Annotated in this window: 20 protein-coding genes; all 20 read right to left on the bottom strand. The window is 47.1% G+C overall.

The window, feature by feature from the left end:
- Positions 1–172: 172 nt before the first annotated feature.
- The 20 genes from ACXAG1_RS06955 to ACXAG1_RS06860 all read right to left on the bottom strand — a co-directional run bounded on the left by ACXAG1_RS06955 (position 173) and on the right by ACXAG1_RS06860 (position 20,720).
- Positions 173–1,582, bottom strand: a complete 1,410-nt coding sequence (locus ACXAG1_RS06955) for an undecaprenyl-phosphate glucose phosphotransferase (RefSeq protein WP_475119331.1) — start codon at positions 1,580–1,582, stop codon at positions 173–175.
- Positions 1,583–1,840: 258 nt separating this feature from the next.
- A complete protein-coding gene (locus ACXAG1_RS06950) occupies positions 1,841–2,227 on the bottom strand; it encodes a hypothetical protein (protein WP_475119330.1) in 387 nt (128 codons plus the stop codon).
- 104 nt (positions 2,228–2,331) lie between these two features.
- Positions 2,332–3,747 carry a mannose-1-phosphate guanylyltransferase/mannose-6-phosphate isomerase gene (locus tag ACXAG1_RS06945; RefSeq protein ID WP_475119329.1) on the bottom strand — a complete coding sequence of 472 codons (1,416 nt, stop codon included), beginning with the start codon at positions 3,745–3,747 and terminating at the stop codon, positions 2,332–2,334.
- 38 nt (positions 3,748–3,785) lie between these two features.
- Positions 3,786–4,265 (bottom strand): GDP-mannose mannosyl hydrolase, encoded by a 480-nt coding sequence (locus ACXAG1_RS06940; protein WP_475119328.1) that lies wholly within the window; start codon positions 4,263–4,265, stop codon positions 3,786–3,788.
- Between the two features lie 7 nt (positions 4,266–4,272).
- A complete protein-coding gene (gene fcl, locus ACXAG1_RS06935) occupies positions 4,273–5,241 on the bottom strand; it encodes a GDP-L-fucose synthase (RefSeq protein ID WP_475119327.1) in 969 nt (322 codons plus the stop codon).
- 8 nt (positions 5,242–5,249) lie between these two features.
- The gene (gene gmd, locus ACXAG1_RS06930) at positions 5,250–6,371 is read right to left on the bottom strand and encodes a GDP-mannose 4,6-dehydratase (protein ID WP_475119326.1); all 1,122 of its coding nucleotides are present in this window, start codon (positions 6,369–6,371) and stop codon (positions 5,250–5,252) included.
- Positions 6,361–7,143 carry a WecB/TagA/CpsF family glycosyltransferase gene (locus tag ACXAG1_RS06925; RefSeq protein ID WP_475119325.1) on the bottom strand — a complete coding sequence of 261 codons (783 nt, stop codon included), beginning with the start codon at positions 7,141–7,143 and terminating at the stop codon, positions 6,361–6,363. The genes gmd and ACXAG1_RS06925 overlap by 11 nt, the downstream gene beginning before the upstream one ends.
- Complete coding sequence (locus ACXAG1_RS06920) at positions 7,140–8,081, bottom strand: hypothetical protein (RefSeq protein WP_475119324.1); 942 nt, start codon at positions 8,079–8,081, stop codon at positions 7,140–7,142. The genes ACXAG1_RS06925 and ACXAG1_RS06920 overlap by 4 nt, the downstream gene beginning before the upstream one ends.
- A gap of 239 nt (positions 8,082–8,320) precedes the next feature.
- On the bottom strand, positions 8,321–9,004 hold the full coding sequence (locus tag ACXAG1_RS06915) for a hypothetical protein (protein WP_475119323.1): 684 nt from the start codon (positions 9,002–9,004) through the stop codon (positions 8,321–8,323).
- Positions 9,001–10,188, bottom strand: coding sequence for a glycosyltransferase family 4 protein (locus ACXAG1_RS06910; protein WP_475119322.1), 1,188 nt, complete (start codon positions 10,186–10,188; stop codon positions 9,001–9,003). Before ACXAG1_RS06910 ends, ACXAG1_RS06915 begins: the two co-directional genes overlap by 4 nt.
- Before the next feature lie 61 nt (positions 10,189–10,249).
- Positions 10,250–11,458, bottom strand: a complete 1,209-nt coding sequence (locus ACXAG1_RS06905; protein WP_475119321.1) for a polysaccharide biosynthesis protein — start codon at positions 11,456–11,458, stop codon at positions 10,250–10,252.
- Positions 11,449–12,354 (bottom strand): sulfotransferase family protein, encoded by a 906-nt coding sequence (locus tag ACXAG1_RS06900; protein WP_475119320.1) that lies wholly within the window; start codon positions 12,352–12,354, stop codon positions 11,449–11,451. The genes ACXAG1_RS06905 and ACXAG1_RS06900 overlap by 10 nt, the downstream gene beginning before the upstream one ends.
- Positions 12,355–12,443: 89 nt before the next feature.
- The gene (locus tag ACXAG1_RS06895; protein WP_475119319.1) at positions 12,444–12,905 is read right to left on the bottom strand and encodes an acyltransferase; all 462 of its coding nucleotides are present in this window, start codon (positions 12,903–12,905) and stop codon (positions 12,444–12,446) included.
- Positions 12,906–13,093: 188 nt separating this feature from the next.
- Positions 13,094–14,596 carry an MBL fold metallo-hydrolase RNA specificity domain-containing protein gene (locus ACXAG1_RS06890; protein WP_475119318.1) on the bottom strand — a complete coding sequence of 501 codons (1,503 nt, stop codon included), beginning with the start codon at positions 14,594–14,596 and terminating at the stop codon, positions 13,094–13,096.
- Positions 14,597–15,046: 450 nt separating this feature from the next.
- A complete protein-coding gene (locus tag ACXAG1_RS06885; protein WP_475119317.1) occupies positions 15,047–16,282 on the bottom strand; it encodes an oligosaccharide flippase family protein in 1,236 nt (411 codons plus the stop codon).
- Between the two features lie 122 nt (positions 16,283–16,404).
- On the bottom strand, positions 16,405–17,106 hold the full coding sequence (locus tag ACXAG1_RS06880; protein WP_475119316.1) for a WecB/TagA/CpsF family glycosyltransferase: 702 nt from the start codon (positions 17,104–17,106) through the stop codon (positions 16,405–16,407).
- 36 nt (positions 17,107–17,142) lie between these two features.
- Positions 17,143–17,760, bottom strand: a complete 618-nt coding sequence (locus ACXAG1_RS06875) for a sulfotransferase family 2 domain-containing protein (protein ID WP_475119315.1) — start codon at positions 17,758–17,760, stop codon at positions 17,143–17,145.
- Positions 17,761–17,802: 42 nt separating this feature from the next.
- Positions 17,803–19,068 carry an O-antigen ligase family protein gene (locus tag ACXAG1_RS06870; RefSeq protein WP_475119314.1) on the bottom strand — a complete coding sequence of 422 codons (1,266 nt, stop codon included), beginning with the start codon at positions 19,066–19,068 and terminating at the stop codon, positions 17,803–17,805.
- Positions 19,065–19,961 (bottom strand): glycosyltransferase family 2 protein, encoded by an 897-nt coding sequence (locus ACXAG1_RS06865; protein ID WP_475119313.1) that lies wholly within the window; start codon positions 19,959–19,961, stop codon positions 19,065–19,067. The genes ACXAG1_RS06870 and ACXAG1_RS06865 overlap by 4 nt, the downstream gene beginning before the upstream one ends.
- A gap of 6 nt (positions 19,962–19,967) precedes the next feature.
- A complete protein-coding gene (locus ACXAG1_RS06860) occupies positions 19,968–20,720 on the bottom strand; it encodes a putative capsular polysaccharide synthesis family protein (protein ID WP_475119312.1) in 753 nt (250 codons plus the stop codon).
- Positions 20,721–20,778 lie beyond the last annotated feature (58 nt).

The raw sequence follows: 20,778 nt of genomic DNA, 5'->3' as shown, positions 1-20,778 counted from the left end.
ATGGTCTGAAATTATTTTTGAAGCCCATATCCTTTCCCCCAACAGGCTTCGCTCCCCTTTCGAGCAACTCCGGCTCGCGACGCAATGTGACACGCATCACATAAAGCGCCGAACAATATCACAAAAGAATGAAATCCACTATGTATATGCAGCCCAAACGTGGCGCACCGCATTAATAGGCATTGCTACTCACAAAGCCCTTAAACAAGGTCATCCATACAATCCGGATATCCAGCCAGAGCGACCAGTTGCGGATGTACTGCAGGTCGTGCTCCACACGCTTGCTCATTTTTTCAACGGTATCAGTCTCGCCACGCCAGCCATTTACCTGGGCCCAACCGGTAATGCCCGGCTTCACTTTGTGGCGCAGCATGTAACCATTTACTACGGCGCGGTACTGCTCGTTATGGGCAACCGCGTGCGGGCGTGGGCCCACAATACTCATGCGGCCCTGCAACACATTGATAAATTGAGGCAGCTCATCCAGTGACGTGCGACGCAGGAAGGCGCCCACCGGCGTAATACGGGCATCCCCTTTCTTCGCCTGTACCACCTTGTCGCCATTGTCCTGCGTGGTCATGGAGCGGAACTTCCACACCTTGATCGGCCGCCCATCCAGGCCGTAGCGGTGCTGCTTGAAAATCACCGGCCCTTTGGAAGTAAGCTTTACCGCCGCGGCGATCACCAGCATCAACGGTGAGATCAGCAACAGAATCAATGAAGACAGAACCAGATCTTCCATTCGCTTCAACCAGCTGTTGATACCCTCGATGGGAGTATCGTGCACGCTGAGCAGGCTGGTACCACCGACCTGATAAAAGCGTGCGTGCAGCAGGTTATTTACAAAGAGGTCTGTCGCCACATGCACGGTAACGGTGCTGTCGGCAAAGGCGTGCAGGATTTCTGCAATACGCAACTCTTCACGCATGGGCAGGGTGATATAGACCAGGTCCAGCTCGCCGGCCTTCGCCGCCGCCACCGCCTCATCCAGATCGCCCAATACAGGCACCGGGCTGCTGGCTGCAGATATCTCGCCACAGGCGGTGGAATCCGGCACCCGGTAAAAGCCTTTTACGCGAATCCCCAGGTGCGGCTCCCGGGCCAGGTCGCGAGCCAGGCGAATACCGGAATCCGTCATACCGACAATTACTGCCGAGCGGGTATTGTGGTCGTGGGCGCGGAGATAAAACAGAAACTGCCGGAACAGGTAGCGCCAGCTGCTCAGTAGTACGAAGGTACCCAAAAACCAGAACCCCACCACCAGGCGGGAAAAGGTATGGCCGGTTTTGGAAAAATAGGAAACCAGCACCAGCAATACACACACCGCCAACCAGGAAATAGCGGTGATGCCAAACATATGCAGGTAGCTGTCGGCACGCCAGGAGCGATAGAGATTGAGCGACTCCGCCATAAACGCGAAGCTCACCGAAGCCACCAGCCCCGCGATCATCCAGTCTTTACTGACGGCGATCCCGAAATAATGGCAACTGACAATCAGCGTACCAAGGATTAATAGTGCATCCAGCAAGCGGTAAACAGCAGCCAACCCAGACTGGTGGCTGCGAATCCATCCCTGTTTCACGACTCCATCCCCCATGGAAACTATTCCCTTAATGCTTCATTTGAAGCCTTCCCTGAATGACCCCCAGCCAACCATTCCTCGGTCGGCACAGCAGCGCCTGCAATGCGCCACCAACCCCTAAAACGGACCCAGATCCGGGCCTCTATCTATGGAGCAGAATCATGCCACAAGTGTGACGAAGGTCAAATAATCAATGTGACCCAACAGCAGAAAAACCGACAAAACGCACAACAAACACACAGAGCGATCAATTTGAAATCAATCGTTTTTGCTCAAACCGTCACTCAAGAAACGCAAGAAGCGGGCCAATAAAATTGCAAACAACCCACCCACGAAAACACCCGCGCCATTTGCGGCCATATCTACCAGTGAAGCCGTGCGCGCGGGCATCAACCAGCCCTGCCACAGTTCAATCCCAGCCCCAAGAACAAGCAGCCCCAGGAAACCCAATGGCCAAAAACGAGGCGCGGCACTAAATAAAAATAAGATTGCCAGCACCGCAAATACTCCGCAGTGCAACATCAGGTCAAAATGAGGTACCACCTGAGGTACAGGCTCAGACTTCATGCCCGCAAATAAAGCCACACCAAGCACTGTCAAAAACAGTAACCGCGCAACAATCTTAATACGGCGTATATGTATCACAATAAAATGTCATTACGTATAGCCCGAACGGGCCAAATTGAAAGGGTCTGCCCGACTTTCACCGGGCAGACATAAATACACCACCGTAATTTAATAGTACCGGGTTATACCCGCGCGTATTTATCCTGTAGGCGAACGATATCGTCCTCCCCAAGATAAGAGCCCGACTGAACCTCGATCAGCTCCAGCGGAATACTACCCGGGTTTTCCAGACGGTGAACTTCTCCCAGAGGAATATAAGTACTCTGATTTTCCGTCACCAGAAACTGCTTCTCGCCACAGGTTACATTAGCGGTACCAGAAACCACGATCCAATGCTCCGCTCTGTGGTGGTGCATTTGCAGACTCAACTGTGCACCCGGATTGACCACGATGCGCTTAACCTGAAAACGATCACCGTAATCCACCGAATCGTAGTAGCCCCAGGGGCGGTACACCTTGCGGTGTAACTGCGCTTCCGAGCGGTTCTCGGCCTTCAGTTTTTCCACGACTTTTTTGATGTCTTGCACACGGTCTTTCGCAGCTACCAACAGTGCATCGTCGCTCTCCACAATCACCACGTCGTCCAGGCCAACGGTGGCAATCAACTTACCGTCACTCTGCACATAGCAATTGCGACTATCGTGCAAGATAACGTCGCCCTTGGCGGTGTTTCCGTTCTCGTCTTTCTCAGACACATCCCAAAGGGCAGACCAGGAGCCCACATCGCTCCAACCGCAGTCCATGGGCACCACTACCGCATCGCGCGTATGCTCCATAACCGCGTAATCAATGGAGTCATCCGGGCTGGCAAGGAACGCCTCGCTGGCGGGGCGAACAAAGTCCACATCAAAGGTGGCGCCCTGCATCGCCTTTTCACAAGCGGCGAGAATATCCGGGCGGAACCTGGCCAGCTCTTCCAGGTAACGGCTGGCACGAAATAGGAACAGGCCACTGTTCCAGTAGAAATCACCACTGCGCAGATATTCTTCTGCAGTTTCCTGATCCGGCTTTTCCACAAACTGCTCGACGGCGAATGCACTTGCCGCGTCATCCAGCGGATCCGCCTTGCGGATATAGCCGTATCCGGTCTCCGGCGCGGTGGGCACGATGCCGAAGGTCACCAACTTGCCCGCTTCCGCCTGGGGAATCGCGCGGTGGACGGCGGCCTGGAAGGCTTCCACATCCTTGATTACATGATCTGCAGCCAGCACCAGCAACAGAGGATCCTCACCGCGGCCCACGGTTGCGCGCAGTGCCGCAAGTGCCACTGCCGGGGCCGTATTGCGGCCGGCAGGCTCAAGTAAAATACCGCTGTGAGCCTCACCCGCCTCACGCAATTGCTCGGCAACGATAAAGCGGTGGTCATCGCCACAGATCAGCAAGGGCGGTTGCGCATCAATACCCGCAAGACGCGCACAGGTGCTCTGAAGCATACTCGCCTCTTCGGTTAAGGGGAGAAACTGCTTCGGGAATAGCTTCCGGGACAGCGGCCAAAGACGTGTGCCGGAACCACCGGCCATAATTACGGGTAAAATCATCTCGTCATTCTTTCTGTTTCGAGTGCGGCACCTACAGATCACTCTGCATTTCGATCGAGATACCACTTGGAATGTTTATGTACTGAAGGATCTGCCAGCAGGGAATCCACCGACCACCAGCGATAGTGACCATGCTGCTGGTTGGGTAGCGCCGCAAGATCAAGATCCAGCGGTATCGCATAACCCAAGACCACGTAATGGGTGGAAACGCCTTCACTTTCCGCTGCCCCAAAGACGCTATCGGAATAAAAGTGCTCGAATGGCCCTATAAATTCCGCTTTTTCTATCGGCACGGCGACACCCAGTTCCTCTTCTGTTAAGCGGAGGAAGGCATCGGCCAGCGACTCATTTTTGACAATGCGCCCACCGGGCACAAACCAGTATCCTTGTGCCGGCCGGTTCAGGCGCTCACCGAGCAGGACTTCCCCGCTGGCATTACGCACCACCAAATCGATGGAAACCAGTGGTGTGGAAGACACCACCGTCTTAAAGGTATCCTGAGGCAATTTCTTTGCCATAACGGCATCAGCCCCGAAAATCGGCCTGGTGCGCCAGGAACCATTGGTAGGTGTCTGCCAAGCCCTGCTCGAGGGTGACGGAGTAGCGCCAGCCAAGATCCGCCAGGCGGCTGACATTCATCAGTTTGCGCGGCGTGCCATCAGGCTTGGTTGCATCAAAGGAAATTTGTCCTTCAAAACCCACCACTTTTGCCATGGTCTCCGCCAGCTCCCGGATGGTGCAGTCTTCCCCGGTACCCACATTGATATGCGACAGCATAGGTTCCGTACATGACAGGTATTGGGCTTGCGGCAAATTCATCACATGCACACTGGCTGCCGCCATGTCATTTACATGCAGGAACTCCCGCATGGGCTTACCGCTGCCCCACACAACCACTTCGCCATCACCGGCCAGCTTGGCTTCGTGGAAACGGCGCATCAGGGCCGGAATCACATGGGAGTTCTGTGGGTGGAAGTTGTCATTCTCACCGTACAGGTTGGTGGGCATTACACTGCGGTAATCCCGTCCATACTGGCGGTTATAGGATTCGCACAACTTGATACCGGCAATTTTCGCGATCGCGTAGGGCTCGTTGGTAGACTCCAATACACCGGTAAGTAGCGCAGCCTCGCTCATGGGCTGCTCAGCCAGCTTCGGATAAATACAAGAGGAGCCAAGGAACAACAATTCCTGCACGCCCGCCGTGTGTGCAGCGTGAATGATGTTGCACTCGATCATTAGGTTTTCATAAATGAAATCCGCCGGATAGGTATTGTTCGCCACAATACCACCCACCTTAGCTGCCGCCAGGTAAACCTGATCGATACGCTCCAGTGCAAAGAAATCTGCGACAGCCTGCTGCCTCACCAGATCCAATTCCGCGCGGGTACGCACAACCACCTCAACAGAAGGATCATTCTCCAACTGTCGCACAATCGCCGAACCCACCATCCCCCGGTGGCCGGCGACAAATACTCTTTTCTTATCCGCCATTTCGGGCATCACTCCATCGCCACGCTAATATCAAAGCCATGCTCTTTCAGCAGCGCATGGCGCTTAGCCTGATCCAAATCGTGTGCGACCATTTCGGAACACATTTCTTCAACGGTAATTTCAGGCACCCAACCCAACTTTTCTTTTGCCTTGGAAGGGTCGCCAAGCAGTGTTTCCACTTCCGCAGGGCGGAAGTAGCGCGGATCAACCTTAACGATCACGTCACCAACGCTAACACCCGGCGCCTTGTCACCTTCGATCTCAACCACGGTAGCCACTTCGGCTTCGCCTTTACCGGTAAACGCCAGCTTGATACCGAGCTCTGCCGCACTCATACGAATGAACTCACGTACGGAAATCTGCTTGCCGGTAGCAATTACGAAATCTTCCGCCTGCTCCTGCTGCAGCATCATCCACTGCATACGCACATAGTCTTTCGCATGACCCCAATCGCGCAGTGCGTCCATATTGCCCATAAACAGGCACTTCTCCAGGCCCTGAGAAATATTCGCAAGGCCACGGGTAATTTTGCGGGTTACAAAGGTTTCACCGCGGCGGGGAGACTCGTGGTTGAACAGAATACCGTTACAGGCATACATACCGTAGGACTCGCGGTAATTGACCGTGATCCAGTAGGCGTACATTTTCGCTACCGCATAGGGAGAACGCGGGTGGAAAGGCGTAGTTTCCTTCTGGGGAATTTCCTGAACCTCACCATACAACTCGGAAGTGGACGCCTGGTAAAAACGGGTCTTCTTTTCCAGCCCCAGGAAGCGAATAGCCTCCAACAGGCGAAGGGTACCCATGGCATCCACATCTGCAGTGTATTCCGGAGCCTCAAAAGAAACCGCTACATGGCTCTGGGCGCCGAGGTTATACACCTCGTCCGGTTGTACTTCACGTAGGATGCGAGTGAGGTTAGAGGTATCAGACAAGTCTCCGTAATGTAGCTTAAGGCGCGGATTTGATTCGTGCGGGTCCTGGTAAATGTGGTCGATACGGTCGGTATTGAAGGAAGAAGCGCGACGCTTGATACCGTGAACTTCATAACCTTTCTCCAGCAGAAATTCTGCGAGATAAGAACCGTCCTGACCAGTGATACCAGTAATAAGTGCAACTTTATTTGACATAACTACTTCTTCTATTTACGAATTTAACCCTAATAATTTGAATTAGGAAATGATATATGAATCTCGGATTCTGTTTTGAATAACGCCTCCACAAGCGCCTCGGCTCAGAAAAAAGGCGAAACGCCCATTCCAACCCAATAGACTGCATCCATCTAGGTGCGTGTGATTTTGAGCCGGCAATAAAATCAAAAGCTGCCCCTACACCTAGCATCACACACTTCAAGGCCGGTTTATGATCTGCCATCCAGATTTCTTGCTTCGGGCACCCAATACCAACAAATAAGATGTCAACTTCTAACCCATTAATCTCTTCTATGACACGTCCATCCTCTTCGATTGTCAATGGTCTAAATGGTGGAGAATACCTATAAACTATATTCAAGCCTGGATATTCATTTTCTAATCGATCTGCCACCTGGGCCACCAGCTCCTCAGAGGCGCCGCCATATAAGCCAACCTTTAAACCATTTTCCGCACACTTTTCACAAAGTGCACTCATGATATCTTGACCCCGCACCTGAGACGCCAGCCTATTCCCCAACAACCGCTGCGCCCAGGAAATTGGACGACCATCAGGAATAACTAAATCCGCCTGATTAACCACCTTACGAAAGTCCTGGCAGTCATAAGACTCCATACACATATGGACGTTAGAAACACAAACGTACGCACCATTTTTTTTCAGCGCAAGAGATATCACATCAGAAACAGCCTCCCGAAGATCAATCAAGTTCACCTGCATAGATATTACTTCTACTCGCTTCGAATTCATCGAGTCGCCTCCTGAAAGCAACTACTTGGGGGGTATGTATTTTGATAGGACTGCCCCCTTGCACCCGAAAGCAGCCCCAGAACCAAACCCACAGCGGCAGAGAAATGTGGGGTAAAAAATGAATCATTAACAAAAAGGGTCATTAAAACCAAAAACACAAGCACTATATTTTTCTGGAAATCAACCGCGACAGAGTTGACACAAACTCTTGCCAGAAAGTAAAACCCAAGTAACGAAAAAAAACCAAACTTATAAAAAAAAGAAATGAGTCCAGAATGGACACCCAAGTCTTCAAATCCGCCACTATTTCCATGAAACATCGACTTACCGATCAGCGACATATCCCCAGAAACCACTGAAACTCCAAACCCCATACCGAAAGGTTCAGAAATAAAGTATTCAAGCGCTTCATGCCAAAATACGGCCCTTACCCCCGCGTTGTGATCAATTTGAGCGATCAGATATGGGTCCACCCAAAAAATCGATACTTGTAAGGCAACCACTACGACCAAAATTAGTAAAACAGAAAACTTGGGTGCTACCAAGTCAAACACCTTCTGGGGGACAAGCACTATAAGGAGAACAACAAAAGCGCACAGCAAAATCTGAAGCGAAATTGCGAAAAAACCGACCACCATTAACAGCACAATAGCCAATAAAGAATTGCTTCGACTGGAACCGACGAAGGTTACGAATGGAATAAAAAACAAAAGGTATGGATTCCATAATCGCTGAAAATATGTATCCCCCCACTGCGAACCTGCGTAAACCACACAAACTACTACATTAAGAGCAACACCCAACAATATACTTAAATTTAAAAGCTTCCGCCCCTCACCATCAAGAGAAAAGACATATTTCCCCAAACCAAAAAATAAAACCACAATAAATACCGAATACACATCCTCTAAAAAATTTACAAAATCAAATTCATACAAATACGACCTCTGCCAGAAAACATTCAGAATCACGTATAATGAAAATAGTGCAAAGAAAAATAGAAACCCAACACTAAAAAGTTGCCTAATCCGCGCCCAAGCAAAAAAAATTGACACAGCCAAGGCCATTGTAATTAAAAAAGTGGGGATCCCCAGCCCCCTGTATTCCCGCCCGAAAAAACAGATAAGGAAGATAGGGAGAGACAGAAAAAAACCATACAGCCTGGAATTTTTCGAGATTAGCATAGCGACTTCACTTGGAAACTTGGAGCAGCTTCATACTGATCCCATAGCTTCTTAAACACCTCTTCGAAACCCTTAGGAGTTACCGCCTTAGAGCGACGTTGAACTTTAGGCGGAAAATTCAGCTTTATCCCGAGATAACTTGAAAGCTCATCTTGGACGTCCCAAAGAGAATCAAATTTAACAACAGCTCCGCTGGGACGAGACAACCAACTAGAAAGCTGAGCTTCAAAATTCAAGAAGTCAGTACCAGAACTAATTTCATTGAAACTTTTAGGACTTTCTAGATTAATTAAGTGTTGACGAGCCCAGTCCTTCCCATACCTGTCGACACAGCCAAAAAATGAAGAGTATGTAATATCTGGACGATCAAAAATGAAAACTGTTTTGCACGAAACAGGTATCCGTCCAGAAAGCAAATGTGTCTTATAGACTCCACCATCATATACAGCACCTTCGAAGTCTTGCGATTTAAACCCCGGGAAAAAAACCATTCTGGGTGCTCGCAAGTGTGGAAGCTTCTCTCGGAAAGAGCTTGACATAATAGTTTTGGCCAGCATCGTAGAACCACTACGGCCACTACTTGCGACGACAATAGGTTCCTTAGTCGTCGAATACCCTAAATAGCTAGCATAAGCGGCACACTTTTTTAATTTCGGGTTAAGATTCCACCATCTCATTGGTAAACCCCCTTAAGAAGATTTTCTCGTGAAAACATATTTTTATAAAAATCTGATATTTCGATACGCTGGCTACTTGTTAGATCTATCGCCGTAATAATCTTACTTGCTATCTCACTTATCAGGTCATTCCGCTTTAGATTCGGATTTACCAAAAATTTATTATGAGAAACAATCGATGACGGTCCGCCTAGGTCAAATGCGACCACAGGAATTCCTTTAGCTAATGCTTCAAGAACGACATTTCCACTTGAATCATGGTAACTTGGGAAAATTACACAACCCGCAGAGCCAACCTCACTAAGGTATTCAGACTGATTCAATCGCCCTTTGAACGATATATAGTCACAACCAATTGCAACCCGCTTCCAACGGCTATACTCAGGCCCTTCACCAAAAAACTCTAACACTAGCTCTTTTCTGCCTAAAACCTCATGGATATGTTTGACAGCGAGGATAGCTATTTCCCCTCCCTTCCAATAAAGCCCGCGGCCGGAAAAAATAATTTTTTTAGAAGTTTGATCTGGGCTAGAAAGCTCTACAGGCACATCAAGCGCCAACTCCGATTTGACGAAGCATTTCTTGCTCTGTGAGGAATAGAAAGACAGGTTATCTTTATTTTTCAGTAAAACCTTGTCAAAGCTCTTTTTCGTGTAGAACAAAAATGGATCAATTTTGCAAAGCCTAAGTGCTCCTCGCTTAAAGCTCTCTTTAAGCATACCTTTCCAGCCAGAATGCATAGCCAAATGAAAGGGTGCCTTTTCAGCACCACCAACGGGTCCGTAAATACTTTTCCTACCAAAACTTGCGATTAACGAGGGAACCAAAACCCCACCGAACGTCAAATGTTGAACATAGTCGTAACGCGACCTTCCCCTACGCAAATATAAATACAATCTAATTTGCCAAATCAATATATATAATTGATAAACGGCCCTATTCCGGCGAAACCTTTTATCATTGTCTTTCGAGCCAATCACGATCAGATTTAGGTTATCGTGCCCCAGCACATCGGGATTATTTTTTTTTAACTGCTCATAACTCCATCCGCTAGTTGCAAGATCAACTTTCGCACCCTCATCCAACAATGCATAGAGCCACCGGATTCCCACTCCTGGCTCAGAACCAAAATTCCCAAAACACGCATATGCACTCAATAGCACAGTAAATTTATCTGAAATCATTAACAACTACTGCCATACACTGATACACTGAAAAACCCCACCCCAAAACTTTTCGACAAACTTACTCACCCGCCGTGCGCCTACCATCAACAAGCTCTACTCGAATGAGGCTCAAAACCTGGAATAAAATAGATGTTAGCAAGCAAGTGATAACCGCCAAGTATATGCCCATCTCATTAAAATAGAGAATTGAGCCGACGGTACAAACAAGTGAAATCACGGAAAAAATAAAAATACTTTTCAAAGGCCTAGTTTCATCCGCCCTACTTTTTGAATAAGTGATCAAAACCGTGTTAACCATTGAAAGAAATGCAATAACACAGCAAAGTTGAATAAACTCTGCTTGAAAAGCGAAGCCTTCACCATAAAGCTTCAGTAAAATTTCACTGCCATAAAACTGCGCTAACAACAGATAAAATAAATTCCCTGAAACCAATAGGGCGAGAAATTTATCGAAGAGGAGAGTTTTTACCCTGCGAGAACTTCCCGACCAGAATTTAAGCAATACAATCGCAAACGCAGAATTAACATTCGCTAGAGGCAGAAATAGGTTAAAAATGGCGCGAAATGCACCCAATTCTCCAACCATGCCAAAGTATGGCGCCACTATGTAGATAGCGTTTGCCGGTAGCCAGATGCAAACCGACAGCAAGATGTAATGCTTGCTGTTCGCCAGCAAATTTACAACACCTCTATATTCCACTTTTTCCTGAAAATCGATTAAAGAACGGCAATAAATGAAAAAGCAAATAGCAGGAGGAATTGAAATCAATGCAATAGCAGATGATAAGTTAGAAATGTTGTAATATATAGCAAGCCAAACGATAATAATGGTCGACAAGAGGTACACCGAAGACAACTTTATTAATCTTAACCTATCAGACACTGATAACAAGATCCTCCGCAATAGCCACATAAGTGGAATAGATACACCTAAAATAATAAATAATAAAATCTCTTTCATTGCCAACTGTAGATTATGCATCAAAAGCAAACCTACAATTGAAAATATGAACCAAAAAAACACTGTAGAAATTAACGCTATTTTTCTACTTGACAACCTCATAGCCACAAGTGGCTCACCAACTGCCCCATTGTGAAATGTTTGATACAACCTAGATAAGGCTTGCAATGTAGCAAACGCGCCAAATTCATCGAGGGATAATTGTCTAGCCAACAGAACTGACATTAGAAAGTTACACCCCGCCATGACACCCTGCTCATAAACTGACGCAACGACCAGCTGTCCTCGACCTTCAGTCAACGCCATACGAATAATTCTCTACCCAGCAATTTTTCGAGTTTCTCTATGTCTTTTTTAAAATAAATCTCTCTAATTTTTGCACACTCTTGCGCGCTAAGACCTTCAACTTTTTTTGTATTTATTGTTCTCAATCTATGCCAATATTGAAGCCCCTGCTGATAGCATCGCTCCCCCAATACTTTCCTTATACTACGTCGAAAGAGCTTCGCTTTATTAAAGAACCGCTCTACCAGCTCAGATCTCGCTTGACCGCTAGAGTTTATACTTTTTTGAGACCGGGCTTGGAATGGTGCGGCGCCTATGAACTCAATCAATTCACAATATACTGGCAAAAAATCATCTTTAAATTCTTCGTATATGAAAACTTTGACATTTTCACGCCCAAACTTCTCAAAATATTCTGAAACATCATTACAGTAAGTGCTGAATCGGACATAATCCCAATCAGGAAACCATCCATTTAAAACGCGCCGCCCGCCCTCTTTCAGTGAATTTTCGAAGCCGAGAGTTTCGTCGCCAGACTTCACAAACTGCATATAATGGGAATACGCCCTTTGCACAGGGTCTCTCAGAATAATAACTATCTTGGCATTATCGTTATGCGATCTAATATTTTCTTTTGCGCAGTCCGATGCTAAATATATTGGGCTTACTTCACCTTTAATATCACGATCTTGAAATAGAGCCTTATAATCACTGAAGTCAGTGACAACTTGCTCAACTCTACGATCATCGCCTTTTCCAAAATATTTTTTTATTGGAGCTTTAAAAGCAAAATACTTAGGCTCCTTATTTGAAGGAAGACTAACCTCAGGGTGACGAGACAGCATATAATGCAGGTTCGTAGTCCCACTTCTAGGTGCCCCTACGATAAAAAAACTCACTTTAAAGTTATCATTCATAATTTCTGTATCGACTGCTGATCAATCCTACATTTAGCTTGATTAAATTTTTTCTCTAAATGAGAGTAAGCACTCATTATCTCAAACCACTAAATCATTTCTCTAGACTTGACTACTTTTCCCGGGTTACCTATAACGATGGAGAACGGTGCAATATTTCCCTTTACAACGGTTCCAGCACCCAATATAGAATCGCGGCCTATTTTTGACCCAGGTAAAATTACTACTTTAGTGCCCACCCACACATTATCTTCAATGCAAATTTCGGCATCACTTCTCGCACCTTGATATTTAATCGGGATATCAACTCTGTCGAATTCATGGGATGTAGAATCAATAAAGCAATCCGGCCCCATCAAAACATTTTGACCGATTGAAACTTTCCCCAAAACTCTACAATTAGGCCCAATCTGAGAAAAATCACCTAATGAAAGGCGACTTCCATCCCCAAAATAGGCCCCCTCTCTAATCTCGACCTTGCGACCACATTTTAAGAACAATTTTTCTACAACCAGTCTCCGTAAGAAATATCCCATGCGCCAACCTGGCATGGGCTTCCCGGGCAGATGTCGGAGTATTAGATAGTATAGAAATAGGAGTATTTTCTTCATGCTCATAACTTTGCATAATCATACGTATAAAAACTTACTGGTAGTGAGCCATATCAATAAGAACCAAGGGAAGCTGCTCACTTTATTTTCTTCTCAACGTTCGGCCAACTACAATCTTTAGCCAAACTTCAGGCTGGGCAATAGATTTTTTTTGCGATTTTCATAGAATCTAATATTTTCTTTAACGCTAGCTTGCTTTTCTCGTCACCATGGACGATTCGGATTACCTTGGGCTTGTTTTTCATGATGGAGATAAAGTCCACTAGGCCACTCTTGTCAGCGTGCGCGCTGTATCCACCAATGGTTTCAACACCCGCTTTAATATTTAACCTTTCTCCATCCAGCTCCGCGTAGCCTTGTCTCGGCCCATACTTCTGAATATCCCGCCCCGGAGTCCCCTTAGCCTGGAAACCCACAAAAATAATGTTGTGCCGTTCTTCCTCTAGCATGGCCTTCAGGTAATTCACAATCCGCCCACCCGCACACATACCGCTGGCAGCAATAATGATTGCCGGCTGCTTGGTATGCGCCAGGCGGTTTGCCAGCTTTTGATGGGTTGCATGGTCATTTACGGTAATTAGCTGTTCAAAGCTCAGCGGGTGGCGGCCTTGAGCGACGACTTCTTTGGCTTCTTCATCCCAGTATTTCTCCAGGCGGCGGTAGACCTCTGTAAAGCGGCTGGCCAGTGGGGAATCTACGATTACCGGGAGGTTGTGCCAGGAGCTGTTTTCGCCGTGCTTTTGTTGTTGCTGGAAGATGATGTTTTCCAGCTCGTACAACAGTTCCTGGGTGCGGCCGATGCTGAAGGCGGGGATGAGTACGCTGCCGCCGTCTTGCAGTGCGCGCTCTATGGCTTTACGCAGGGTTTCTGCACGTTGTTCGCGGTTTTCGTGAATGCGGTCGCCGTAGGTGCTTTCTATGACGAGTTCGTCGCAGCCTTCACTTGGGGTCGGACCGTAGAGTAGTGGCGTATTCGGCGCGCCAAGGTCGCCGGAGAAAATGGTGCGGTGCTTTTTCTCACCTACACCCGGTTCGCCATGTTTCAGATCGCACTCCACGTATGCGGAGCCAAGGATATGGCCAGCGCGTTGGAGGCGGATGCTTAGTTTGCTTTCACCGTTCTCGATTACTGATTGCCACTGGTTGTAGGGTAGTGGGCGCAGCTGGGCTTTGATGAGGCCGAGGAATTTGTCGATCAGGTCTTTATTGCGGGTTACGCCGATTTTGAGGGCGTCTTCCAGTACCAGGGGTAGGAGTTCGGCACTGGGCTCACTGCAATAGATTGGACCACGAAAGCCGGCAGCGATCAGATAGGGTATGCGGCCGCAGTGATCTATATGGACGTGCGTGACCACCAGCGTTTTTACGGTGTCGATTGGAAATTCGATTTCCAGTTTGTCGTGTTTACTGCCGCCGGGTGAGGTTTCTGCACCCTGGAACAGGCCGCAGTCGATCAGGATGGAGTTGTCTTCATCCAGGTAAAGCTGGTGGCAGGAGCCGGTTACACCGTCGACGGCGCCGTGGTGGCGAATCTCACCAAATGCATCATGAGGGGGCTTTTTGTTGCCCGCAGCTGTGCCCGCACATTCCGCTGTGCGCTTACTGCTATTGATGGCTCCCCTAACTGTCATGGCCCCCAAGATCCCTGTGTTCTATTGCGGCAATTCCTTGCTGCGATTGTTGTTCTTAAAGTTTCGATTTCCGCCGTGATCACCGGTCAGCAGGAATCACAAGCCCCGCGGGAGCCAGAGTGACTCTGCCCGCTAGCAGATAAGTACAGTGGTAGTTATCGAGAACTCGCCCCCGCGAGTGCAGCAGCCTACTGGCTACTACGCCCCCCCACAGATCTATCCCTTCTTTTATATACGGCCATAGCTACAGTGCTATTACCGCTCACCAAGGCGATCAATTATTGATCAACTCCAATCAATCAACCCCCCACTCTTCCTGAGACGGTAGACGATCGTACTGTGATAGGCGTCACACTTTATCATCAATTGATAACATTTCAAGGATGCTATTTTAGGTACCCTTCACCCAGCAATATGCATACCAGAGTGCGATTTCTTGAGCTGTAAAAGCTAGCGCCGCCAGACCGACAAAGTGCTAAAACCGAGTCGCTTGCGCACCAGCCATACGGCAATCAGGTTCTGAGTCCCAACGGCAATAGCCGTGGCAATGGCACTGCCGGTGGCACCTAAAAATGGGACTAACAATAACGCAAAGCCTACTGCCAGGGGGCCGGAGACCAATACGGAATTACGGAAGTCTTTCTCGTGGCCGGACATGGTGAGCAGGTACCCGACGGAGCCAGTTACCACACTAACGAACTGGCCAAGGGCGAGTATCTGCAGGAGATGCGCCCCCTTATCGAACCCATCCCCAAACAGGGACATCAACTCGCTCGGAAAGATCAACATGACTGCCAACACAGGCAGGGCAATGATCACCATGAATTTGACGGATTTGAGAGCGAGACTTTGGAGTTCAGCCTGCTTACCCTGCTTGTACAGGGCCGCAAAGCGCGGTGCCGCTACCATGTTCACGGCCATAAGAATGAAACTGGTTAATAGAGCTGTGCGTTGAGCCACTGCGAGCTGGGCCACTGACTGCATATCTACCCATGCACCGGCTATAAATTGCCCGGACCACTGGGTTAGCTGCCCCATGAGCACTACGACCCACAGAGGGAGGCAACTCTTGGCCAACTCTCTCCAGTCAATATCGCCAGCACCTGGCTTGAGGCTACGCCAAATGGAATAACCGCCAATGCCCGCCGCTATACATGCGGAGCCTGAGAAGGCGAGAGCGGCAGACCGTGCATCACCTATACCCCACACCAGAAGAGCGACCACCAGCAATCCATTCACAAAGATATTGAGAACAAGGATAGACAGCACGATTTTTCGCAGTGCCTGTAAGCCCAAAGCGAAGATGGTAAAAAGCGATATAGCAACGATTGTCGGGGACATTGCCAATAGCACGCGCTCTAGGCCGGCGCTTTCAAAGACATTGCTTGCCAGGTAGTTACTTGTCCCCACAATGAGCGATACCACAACTACGCTCATCATAGCCGTCAGCAGAACGCTCTTAGCAAGTACACTGCGTACTAGCCCCCAATTACCTTCGCCATAAGCCGCCCCTACAAAACGCAGTACCGAGTTATCTAATCCCACCCGGGAAAAGGCAGCCAGAAAGGTAACAATACTGAAAGCCAGAAAGTAAATCCCGGCCTCCTGCGCGCCCAACATCCGCCCAATTGCAAGGCTGGCGATAAATGAGGCAACGACCCCAAGACCCCGTACGATAAAGCTCAACAAGGTTTGCCAGAAGAACTCGGATCTTTTTTCCAGAATAGTTGCTATGACCTAGGCCTCCGTGCACACAATATTTCTCGGTCGACCAAAAAGTTGCGAAAAACTCGCCCCTATCAAATAAATCAACACCGAATAAAACTGTAATTTCCTATCATGAACCGAATCATATTAAGCGGATAATTCACAAGGTAACGACGGATAGTATGCGGTTCGCGGTACATACGATATAGAAAACGCAATCTAAGTTTATTGATTAGCTGCGGATAGTAATGTACTCCCCGTGCACCAGCGGTCTGGGATATAAATGCTCCACAACTAATTCCGAAACCCTTGAAGCCTGCTGACCTAGCATCGAGCATGAACTGTTCCTGCCTCCCCGCTCCGAGGCCCACAATTAGTACATCGGCACTACGAAGTTGGCCTGAACAGATTAGTCGATTTCTCTCCGGATCACTTAGGTAGCCTCCACTCACACCAGCCACCTTCAAACCAGAAAAAAGTGACTTTACCTTCGCCTCAAATCGCTCGGCCTCTTCTTGAGTACCGCCAATAATGAATACTCTCCGCTCTTCTCGTTCGCAATACTGGAAAACGACATTTGCTATAGATGTGAAATCGAAGCTTACACGGCTCACCCATAGGCCCTTGGCTCGTGCGAACAGGCATAATAGTCCCCCATCAAGACAGAAGACGAATTTACTCAATTCATTACCGGAAAACCGCGCCATCTCGCCAAGCGAGTTAAAATTAAGGAACGACACGTCAACTCCATCCCGCAATAACTTATTGAAGTCCCCCGCTACCACATTGAAATCGATCTTCATATCTTTTCAGCTCGAATAATCATGCTTGGTCAAAAGTTAAAATTCATATCCGAACGCATTGATATCCCTTTCAAACCACTTGCGCACAATCTCAACAGATTCTGGCGAGTAGTATTCCCTGTATCCCGCTCTTCTTGATGACTTTTTGTGCGGCAACTCAAGTTTCACTCCAAGGCTTTCGCACACGCGGTCAAAGTCACACGCCAATGATTCAAACCTACAAATGTAGTCCACAATAATTTTTCCGTCTTCATCAGATATCCAGTCAATTTGCGGCATAAACATTAGCGGCTTGTCATAGTAAATTGGATTTTTTCTCCCGTAGGTCTCTAAGACCCAACTATTGAAATCCAAATTTCGATTCTTTAGATTTGTCTGGTTGGTTTGCACTCTGTAGTGAAAATGAGAAACCACCTTATCCCAGGGATTCCTTACCACACAAAACTTATAACTCGAAGCCCACCTTTTCTCTCCGAGCTCCCGCTTCTTACTTAAGGCCGTTTTGTGCTCCAAAGGTAGTTTGAGTGCAGCCTCGATACTGCTCCCTCCTGTTTTATTGATGTGTATAAATACAAAATCATCAAAAAAACGATTGCGGAAATATTTCATCGTCGAGGAGTATTTATTTAGAATCTTGGGGATAATTCCTGCCACAGAGCCCACCTAATATATAATAGAACACTAAAACAAAAATCTTTAATACCCTAGAGATAACATTTTTCCATCATTATCTGTGCGTACCGAGCCAGGCCTTAAGCAGGTGCGCAACATCTCCCCCAGACCAAGGAAGTATAAAAAACAAGTAAACTGAGGCGCATCAATATCTTCAAAGATAAAATACAAGCCAAATACCATAATGCCAGTAATAAATTTTCGTTCAGCGAATGAACACCCCCGAGACCGCACCCATAGCAATGCCAATGCAAAGAAGTATCCTAAAATACAAAATACGCCAATCAAACCTGTCTTTACGAACACACCGATTAGTGTTGAATGAGAACCCAGCGGAATACCGAGTCCATCGTTTGGTTTAACCCCTATCCCGAGAACTGGGTTAGTGCTTATTGTTAGATTTATAGCTTGGATATACGACTGAAATCTTAATGAATTGGAGCCGGCTCTAGAAGAAAATATCTCCTCTACAAATTCTAAAACGACTTGACCAAAAGCCAACGCGAAACAACTCACCAAACTCAGGCTAAAGGCGATGACAGGAACCAAGCCGGCCCCTCGACTCACCCTCAAAAACCCTATAGACAATAGGTACACGGAAAAAATGGCAATTACAGACCTGGAATTTGTAGCAAACACCACAGAAAACGCCACAACCAGTAAAACAACAAATCTCGTTGAAATTTTACTTTCGTTTCTCGTTGCAAATATAAATAGCAAATATATCGCTGAAGCACAGGCATTGGCATACGGCGAAAGAATAGAGAATCGTGTGGATATTTCGCCGAAATACCACTCCTTATTAAGCAGCGGTAGACTTAAAGTATCAGCAATCAATTCAGGAACTGAACCTGGATCAATCACGAAAGAAACGAGCGTAGGGAATGTTATTGGTGCCTCACCAAATACATTCAAGAAGACCATAAGCGCAAAAGCAATTATAAGTAGCGTACCAGAGAAACTTTCATTGAAATCTAATTTATTCTGACACCGGCGCTGCAAAGCATGCTGAGCAATCAGAACACCAGAGACCCAGTACGATAAGTTGTAAATTGACCCCACAATTCTGTCTAGACCGGAGGTCTGAAAATTCATCAATACCGACAGAAAGTATACAAATACATACAATAACAGAGGAGCCAAAACCCAATGAACACGGTAGTATTTAACACCGCCGGAAAGGGCTATAAACACTGCAACGGCCTGAATATAGACTGCACTTAGCCCTATCAGCCAAACAAAGGGGAATGCTAGTAATGAGCGCTCCAGAATCCCGTTTGGTAAATTCATCCTGGCGCCCCGAGTACTCCACGCTTTAATCTCGCATACACACCAAATGGTAATATATACCTAGCAAAACAAACCAATAGCTTTCGCTTCGGAATATTCCCGGTAACCAAGCAGCATAAGAAGTCAAAAATTACTCCCTTAGGCGCCCCCCAAAACCCAACTGAAGAATAATGAGTTACTCTAAAGGAAGACATTAAGCTTTCATCACAGAATGTCGATATGCTTTTCTCGAGTTTAGATATGTCCGCTCTGGTAGCTCCGAGAGATAAACGGTCTGGGCAAATTGAATCTGAGTAATCAACCAGAATTTTGGGTGACATTTGTACATTTCTGGAAGCCGAAGAAGCTCTGATCAAAAAATCCGTGTCGTCTCCATAACGCAGCCCTTCTTGCCACTTTACGGTAATCGCAAGCTGTCTTTTGACGACAATAGATGATGTCCTCACGCTATTACATTTATGCAATAGGTAATCGGGGAGGCTAGTCCCGGGAACATATAGTAGATCAGGTCTAACCGCAGAATATCCTCGCCCCTGAAGGTTCACTCGAGAGAAAAATACATCGCAACCGTCACGCATATACCCCAGTGCAACACTCAACTTATCAGAGCAAAATTCGTCATCAGAATCCAGGAAAGCTATATATTTTCCTTTAGCTTTCTGTACTCCATAGTTCCTTGCCGAATTCGCTCCTCGATTTTCCGTGTGAAACCAACGCACTCTAGAATCGTCAATTGACTTTGACATATCATAATTTGTGAGTGTTGAACCATCGTCAACCACAATTACTTCGAGCGATTGCTCCGATTGCGCAAGGCAAGAACATATGGCCCTGCGCGTTTGCGAATCCCGATTATAGGTTGGTATTACAATACTGAAGATTGGAGGAAGCATCGCTTATTACTTTTCGTAAAGCACCTGAAAAAAATGCGTTTTTTTCAGGTCAGCCTGATATGCCGTATCGGAGCAAATAGAAGTTTTAACTCTTCGATATACGTCAGAATACCACTTGTTCTCACCCGCATTATCATTCGTTAATTGTATTTTCTGACCACAGAACTCCTCCAGTAGAGCTTCACTTGCTTCACTAGTGAGAGATTCCATCCGCAAAAATAAGATGTCAAACTTTCCTTTCTGAATCCTAAATACTTCGGGTTGATCACAAGCTATAGCAAGAAGATCTATACCCGTGAATTTTTTCAATTCACTGTCAAACCAATTAGCAAAGTAATAGTGGTCAAACGCTTTGTGAAAAGCCTCGATCAGGAATTCATCGCCTTCTTGTCTAGTATCGGGCTCGTATTTTTCTATGTATTCGCCGACCCAAAACACTAGATCTTGAAAAAACATAGAGACATTTCGCTCAAGTGGGTTACGAATTAGCGTAATTATTCGAACTGTCGGACGTCGTTTAATTGCAAAACGACTAAACGCGTCACGAAATCTTATCCATACGCTTCCAGCGATGTTGCCACGTAATTTTCTCTCATGAAGGTGACAGGGAGGACGTCCATACAAACTGTGGAGCTGCACGGCCCCAGGAATAGACCTCTCTAATGATGTGGAACCTACTTTGCCCATTTGATAGATGAGAATTTTATTCTCATCAGAAAGCGCTCTATAGGTTTTTTTCAGCTTTTTTACTAAGCGCATTTAGCCCCGGCCTCAACAAAAAAGGGGCGCGAAGCGCCCCTGATTCGGACTCTAATTG

It is taken from the genome of Microbulbifer sp. ABE4_465, assembly GCF_056160765.1.
This window is presented reverse-complemented; position numbering and strand designations above follow the sequence as displayed.

What these genes read in the sequence shown, in the direction of transcription:
- ACXAG1_RS06945 (WP_475119329.1), bottom strand. Translation starts at nt 3,747, where the DNA reads ATGATTTTACCCGTAATTATGGCCGGTGGTTCCGGCACACGTCTTTGG.
- ACXAG1_RS06940 (WP_475119328.1), bottom strand. Translation starts at nt 4,265, where the DNA reads ATGGCAAAGAAATTGCCTCAGGATACCTTTAAGACGGTGGTGTCTTCC.
- fcl (WP_475119327.1), bottom strand. Translation starts at nt 5,241, where the DNA reads ATGGCGGATAAGAAAAGAGTATTTGTCGCCGGCCACCGGGGGATGGTG.
- gmd (WP_475119326.1), bottom strand. Translation starts at nt 6,371, where the DNA reads ATGTCAAATAAAGTTGCACTTATTACTGGTATCACTGGTCAGGACGGT.
- ACXAG1_RS06925 (WP_475119325.1), bottom strand. Translation starts at nt 7,143, where the DNA reads ATGAATTCGAAGCGAGTAGAAGTAATATCTATGCAGGTGAACTTGATT.
- ACXAG1_RS06915 (WP_475119323.1), bottom strand. Translation starts at nt 9,004, where the DNA reads ATGAGATGGTGGAATCTTAACCCGAAATTAAAAAAGTGTGCCGCTTAT.
- ACXAG1_RS06910 (WP_475119322.1), bottom strand. Translation starts at nt 10,188, where the DNA reads ATGATTTCAGATAAATTTACTGTGCTATTGAGTGCATATGCGTGTTTT.
- ACXAG1_RS06905 (WP_475119321.1), bottom strand. Translation starts at nt 11,458, where the DNA reads ATGGCGTTGACTGAAGGTCGAGGACAGCTGGTCGTTGCGTCAGTTTAT.
- ACXAG1_RS06900 (WP_475119320.1), bottom strand. Translation starts at nt 12,354, where the DNA reads ATGAATGATAACTTTAAAGTGAGTTTTTTTATCGTAGGGGCACCTAGA.
- ACXAG1_RS06895 (WP_475119319.1), bottom strand. Translation starts at nt 12,905, where the DNA reads ATGCCAGGTTGGCGCATGGGATATTTCTTACGGAGACTGGTTGTAGAA.
- ACXAG1_RS06890 (WP_475119318.1), bottom strand. Translation starts at nt 14,596, where the DNA reads ATGACAGTTAGGGGAGCCATCAATAGCAGTAAGCGCACAGCGGAATGT.
- ACXAG1_RS06880 (WP_475119316.1), bottom strand. Translation starts at nt 17,106, where the DNA reads ATGAAGATCGATTTCAATGTGGTAGCGGGGGACTTCAATAAGTTATTG.
- ACXAG1_RS06870 (WP_475119314.1), bottom strand. Translation starts at nt 19,068, where the DNA reads ATGAATTTACCAAACGGGATTCTGGAGCGCTCATTACTAGCATTCCCC.
- ACXAG1_RS06865 (WP_475119313.1), bottom strand. Translation starts at nt 19,961, where the DNA reads ATGCTTCCTCCAATCTTCAGTATTGTAATACCAACCTATAATCGGGAT.
- ACXAG1_RS06860 (WP_475119312.1), bottom strand. Translation starts at nt 20,720, where the DNA reads ATGCGCTTAGTAAAAAAGCTGAAAAAAACCTATAGAGCGCTTTCTGAT.